We start from the raw sequence: 4,051 nt of genomic DNA, 5'->3' as shown, positions 1-4,051 counted from the left end.
CGTGCGATGAGCCGAAGTGGCTGGGGTCAGCTCGTAAGGCGTTTGCAGCACAAGGCTTTCGGCCGGGTCGAGCAGATCCCGGCTGCGTACACGTCGCAGCGTTGCTCCGAATGTGGGCACGTCGCACCGGGGAACCGCAAGAGCCAAGCGGTTTTCGAGTGCGAGGCTTGCAATGCTGGGCGGTGCAACGCCGATGTGAACGCTGCACGCAACATCGCCGCCGGACGGGCGGTGACCGCACGGGGAGACCTCGCCGCTGGGCGGTCTGCGAACCGTGAACCTCAACTCGCTACTCCTGCCGCGTAAGCCGGTGGGATGGGGTTGGAATCCCGGGACCTCAGTCCGGGGAGGACGTCAAGGAATCAGCTTGCCGGGGTTGAGAATTCCCGCCGGATCGAGCGTGGCCTTGACGGCCCGCAGCACCGCGACACCGAGGTCGCCGACCTCGTCGCGCATCCACGGCCGGTGGTCGGCGCCGACCGCATGGTGGTGCGTGATGGTGCCGCCGGTGCGCATCATCGCGTCCGACGCGGCGGCCTTCGCCTTGCGCCACTGCTCGATCGGGTTGCCGCGCTGCCCGGCGACCACGGTGAAGTACAGCGACGCGCCAGTCGGATACACATGCGAAATGTGGCACAGCACAAGCGCTGGCGTGCCCGATTCGGCCAGTGAGGTCGTCAGCGCCTCGGTGACGGCGGCCTTGAGTGCGGGCAAGTTGGACCATCTCGTCGCAGTCTCGAGCGTCTCGCACAGCGCGCCCGCCGACAGCAGTGAATCGCGCAGATACGGGGCGCCGAACCGGCCGTGCTCCCATCCGCGGGCGGGGCCCTCGCCCAGTGACGTGCCGCCCTTCGCCTCCAGTAGCGCGCGGGTTTCTGCGTGCCGGCTGTCGGCGTGCGCCGCCGAACCCTCGAAAACCGTGATGGCCAGGCAGCCACCGGTGATGGTGTGCTCGCCGATGCTCTCGGTGGTCGCGAGGTTGACACCGGTCTCCGCCTCGTCGGATAGCCGGATCACGGTCGGACCGGTGGCCGTCTGCACGACGGCGCGGAGCGCGTCGGCGCCGGTGGCGAAGTCACCGAACGTCCACGCCTCATACCGGGTGGCCTCCGGCACCGGATGTACCCGAACGCGTACGCGGGTGATGATCCCGAACACGCCTTCCGAGCCGATCATCAGTTGCCGAAGGTCCGGGCCTGCCGCCGACTCCGGTGCACGGCCGAGATCGAGCACCCCGGCAGGCGTCACTGTGCGCAGGCCGCGGACCATGTCGTTGAACCGGCCGTAACCCGCCGAGTCCTGTCCCGACGACCGCGTCGCGGCGAACCCGCCGATGGTTGCGAACTGGAAGCTCTGCGGGAAGTGGCCGAGCGAGAAGCCGCGGTCGCCGAGTACCCGTTCGGCATCCGGCCCTGTCAGGCCGGCGCCCAACTCGGCTTCGCCGGACACCTCGTCGAGCCCGTGCAGCTGGTTCAGTTTACGCAGGTCCAGCGAGATCACGGCCTTGAAGTCGCCGCGGATAGGGTCAAGGCCGCCGACCACGCTGGTGCCCCCTCCGAACGGGACGACCGCAATGCTGTGCTCCGCGCAATATCGGAGAATCGCGGCCACATCTTCTTCATCGCCGGGCAGCAGCACCGCGTCGGGCGCATCCTGTACGCCGGTGTCCTTGCGGCGCAACAGATCCAGCGTGGACTTACCGCCCGCACGCAGCAGCCGGGCTCGGTCGTCGATGCCGCAGTACGCGGTCCCCACGATCTCCGCCAACCCCTCGCGATCAGAGCGCGACAGCGCCGACGGCCGCAGCCGGACTTGCTCGGGTTCGAGGTCGGCAGCGCCCGCGTCGTCGATGCCGAGCGCCTGCGTGAGCAGCGAGCGAATGCTCACAGATAGCGGTTTCGCCTCCGCGGGGTCCCCCCATGCGTTCCACTTCATCGGAGGTAGGAGTGCGGCTTGCTGGTCATCCGGACGCGCCATGGGTTACAGTATTACATATGGTGTCAATCAGTAACGACCCCTCGTCGCCGATCGGCGACCGCATCCTCGAGGCAGCGGCCTATTGTGTGACCGCTTACGGGGTCGAGCGTGTGACTCTGGCGGAGATCGCGCGCCGCGCGCGGGTGAGCAGGCCGACGGTCTATCGGCGCTGGCCCGACATCCGGTCGGTGCTCGCGGCACTGCTCACCGCGCGGATTGTCGGCGCGTTGGACGCGGTCCCGACCCGTGGGGTCGGCCGCGAAGCGGTGGTCGAGCGGATGGTCGCGGTGGCCGACCACCTGCGCGACGACGAAGTCGTCATGTCGGTGCTGAACAGGGCTCCGGAGTTGACGATGGTCTACACGACCGAACGGCTGGGCACCAGCCAGCAGATCCTCATCGACACGTTGGCGGCCGACATCAAGCTCGCCCAGGACGAAGGCAGCGTCCGGCCCGGCGAGCCGCGTCAGCTCGCGGCCATGTGTCTGCTGATCGCCCGGTCGACGATCCAGTCAGGACAGATCGTCGCCGCGATCCTCGACGCGCGCGCGCTCGACGTAGAACTCGCCCACTGCCTGGACGGGTACCTGAAACCATGACCGGCTCGACGGCACTCAACGAATCCCGGCGGGTAGCCGAGCTGGCCGCGCTGGCCGACGGCGAGCAGCTCGACGTGATCGTGATCGGCGGCGGCATCACCGGCACCGGCATCGCGCTCGATGCCGCGAGCCGCGGTCTGCGCGTCGCGTTGGTGGAGAAGCACGACCTTGCGTTCGGCACCAGCCGCTGGAGCTCCAAGCTGGTGCACGGCGGGCTTCGCTACCTGGCGACAGGCAATGTCGGAATCGCGCGCCGCAGCGCCATCGAACGCGGAATCCTGATGACGCGCAACGCTCCCCACCTCGTCAAGGCCATGCCGCAGCTGGTTCCGCTACTGCCCGAGATGAGCACGGCGGCGCGGGCTTTGGTGCGTTTCGGTTTCGCGGCGGGCGACGGGCTGCGCAAGCTGGCGGGCACGCCGTCATCGACGCTGCCGCGTTCACGGCGGATCGATGCGGCGCGCGCGATCGAGATGGCGCCCACCGTGCGCCGCGACGGCTTGAGCGGCGGCCTGCTCGCCTACGACGGACAACTCATCGACGACGCACGGCTCGTCACCGCGGTGGCGCGCACCGCCGCGCAGCATGGCGCGCGGATACTGACCCGCGTTGGCGCATCGAACGCGACGGGCACCTCGGTGACACTGACCGATCAGCGCTCCGGCGAGTCGTTCGACGTCTCGGCCCGCGCCATCATCAATGCCAGCGGCGTGTGGGCGGGGGAGGTCGACACTTCGATCCGGCTGCGGCCAAGTCGCGGAACACATCTGGTGTTCGACGCCGCATCCTTCGGCAATCCCGTCGTTGCGCTGACCATTCCGATCCCCGGCGAGATCAACCGGTTCGTTTTCGCGATGCCCGAACAGCTGGGGCGCGTGTACCTCGGGTTGACCGACGAGGACGCGCCAGGACCGATTCCCGATGTGCCGCAACCTACATCGGACGAGATCTCGTTCCTGCTCGACACCGTCAACACCGCACTGGAGGTCGCGCTCGGTCCGGCCGACGTCATCGGCGCGTATGCCGGACTGCGGCCGCTGATCGACACCGGAGCGGGCCGCACGGCCGACGTGTCGCGGGAACACGCGGTCGTCGAGTCGGCCTCGGGCGTGATCAGTGTGATCGGCGGCAAGCTCACCGAATACCGGCACATGGCCGAGGATGTGCTCGACCGGGCGGTCCGGTTGCGCAACCTGACCGCCGGTCCCTGCCGGACCCGGGATCTTCCACTGGTCGGTGCACCGTCGAATCCGGTGGCCACGGCGGCCTCGACAGCCCACCTGCCAGGGTCGCTGGTCGCCCGATTCGGCGCAGAGGCGCCGAACGTGATCGCGGCGGCCAGCTGCGAGCGGCCGAATGACCCAGTGGCCGAAGGCATTGACGTCACCCGCGCGGAATTCGAGTACGCGGTGACCCATGAGGGCGCGCTGGACGCCGACGACATCGTCGATCGCCGCACCCGCATCGGTCTGGTG

4 protein-coding genes are annotated in these 4,051 nt (G+C 68.7%); 3 read left to right on the top strand and 1 reads right to left on the bottom strand.

Going from position 1 to position 4,051, the window contains the following annotated elements:
- A partial coding sequence (locus tag VN779_RS26380; RefSeq protein WP_349260711.1) for a zinc ribbon domain-containing protein occupies nucleotides 1-306 on the top strand: 306 nt, incomplete at its 5' end.
- A gap of 48 nt (nucleotides 307-354) precedes the next feature.
- Here VN779_RS26380 and VN779_RS08660 read toward each other — a convergent pair.
- Nucleotides 355-1,935: an FAD-binding oxidoreductase gene (locus VN779_RS08660; RefSeq protein WP_349260712.1), complete on the bottom strand. Its 1,581-nt coding sequence runs from the start codon at nucleotides 1,933-1,935 to the stop codon at nucleotides 355-357.
- Nucleotides 1,936-1,994: 59 nt separating this feature from the next.
- Here VN779_RS08660 and VN779_RS08655 point away from each other — a divergent pair, with 59 nt between their 5' ends.
- Complete coding sequence (locus tag VN779_RS08655) at nucleotides 1,995-2,576, top strand: TetR/AcrR family transcriptional regulator (protein ID WP_325662970.1); 582 nt, start codon at nucleotides 1,995-1,997, stop codon at nucleotides 2,574-2,576.
- The coding region (locus VN779_RS08650; protein ID WP_325721921.1) for a glycerol-3-phosphate dehydrogenase/oxidase at nucleotides 2,573-4,051 on the top strand (1,479 nt) is incomplete at its 3' end. The genes VN779_RS08655 and VN779_RS08650, both read left to right, overlap by 4 nt.

The organism is Actinocrinis sp. (genome assembly GCF_035605935.1).
Taxonomy (GTDB): Bacteria; Actinomycetota; Actinomycetes; order Streptomycetales; family Catenulisporaceae; genus Actinocrinis.
The sequence above is the reverse complement of the archived record's forward strand: the minus strand, read 5'-3'. Positions and strand labels throughout refer to the sequence as shown.

Bases quoted from the DNA above. Each gene is read 5' to 3' on its own strand.
- VN779_RS08655 (WP_325662970.1), top strand. From the start codon at position 1,995: ATGGTGTCAATCAGTAACGACCCCTCGTCGCCGATCGGCGACCGCATC.
- VN779_RS08660 (WP_349260712.1), bottom strand. From the start codon at position 1,935: ATGAAGTGGAACGCATGGGGGGACCCCGCGGAGGCGAAACCGCTATCT.